Raw genomic sequence first — 583 nt, 5'->3', positions numbered from 1 at the left:
TGACGCCGTATAGCGGTCCGTCCCCGATCGGTGCCGGAGAGAAAGAGCAAAGACGGGCGCTCACCGCACTCCCGGTGTGGAACTGACGCCGGTCACCGCCCTCGGACTCGTCGTCGCGCTCGTCGGCTTCGAGTTACTCGACCGACTTCGCGGCGCCGTCGCCGCAGAGTCGGGCGGACGCGCTGACGACACCCCGTCCGCGCCCCCCGCGGACGCGAGTCCGCTGGCCACCGACCTCCGCGAGCACGTCTGGAAGTGGGTGGTTCCGGGACTCCTGCTGGTGACTGTCGCCCTCGAAGGCAACTCGCTGGCCTCGATCGGCTGGCGGATCGACTCCGTCGAACGGCTCGTCTTCCAGATCGGCGTCGGTCTCGCGGTGATGCTCGGGATGAACATCCTCTTTTCGCCGCTGTGGGCGCGCGTCGGCGACGGCGGCGAGAGCCTCGCGGCCGGTCTCGGGACGTTCGCGTCGCTGTCGGTCCCCGAACGGCTGTTCGTCGCGCTCACCGCGGGCGCGACCGAGGAGACCGCCTTCCACGGTTACGCGCTCGAACGCCTGCTCGCGCTCACCGGGAACGTCCCG

General features: G+C 70.3%; 1 pseudogene. It reads left to right on the top strand.

The features are described 5' to 3' along the window. Positions 1-76 precede the first annotated feature (76 nt). Positions 77-583: pseudogene (locus tag DEQ92_RS21510) on the top strand (hypothetical protein); the annotation flags it as partial.

Source organism: Haloferax sp. Atlit-6N, from assembly GCF_003383195.1.
GTDB lineage: Archaea > Halobacteriota > Halobacteria > Halobacteriales > Haloferacaceae > Haloferax > Haloferax gibbonsii.
Note: the sequence above shows the minus strand (reverse complement) of the source record. Positions and strands in the feature narration are given on the sequence as shown.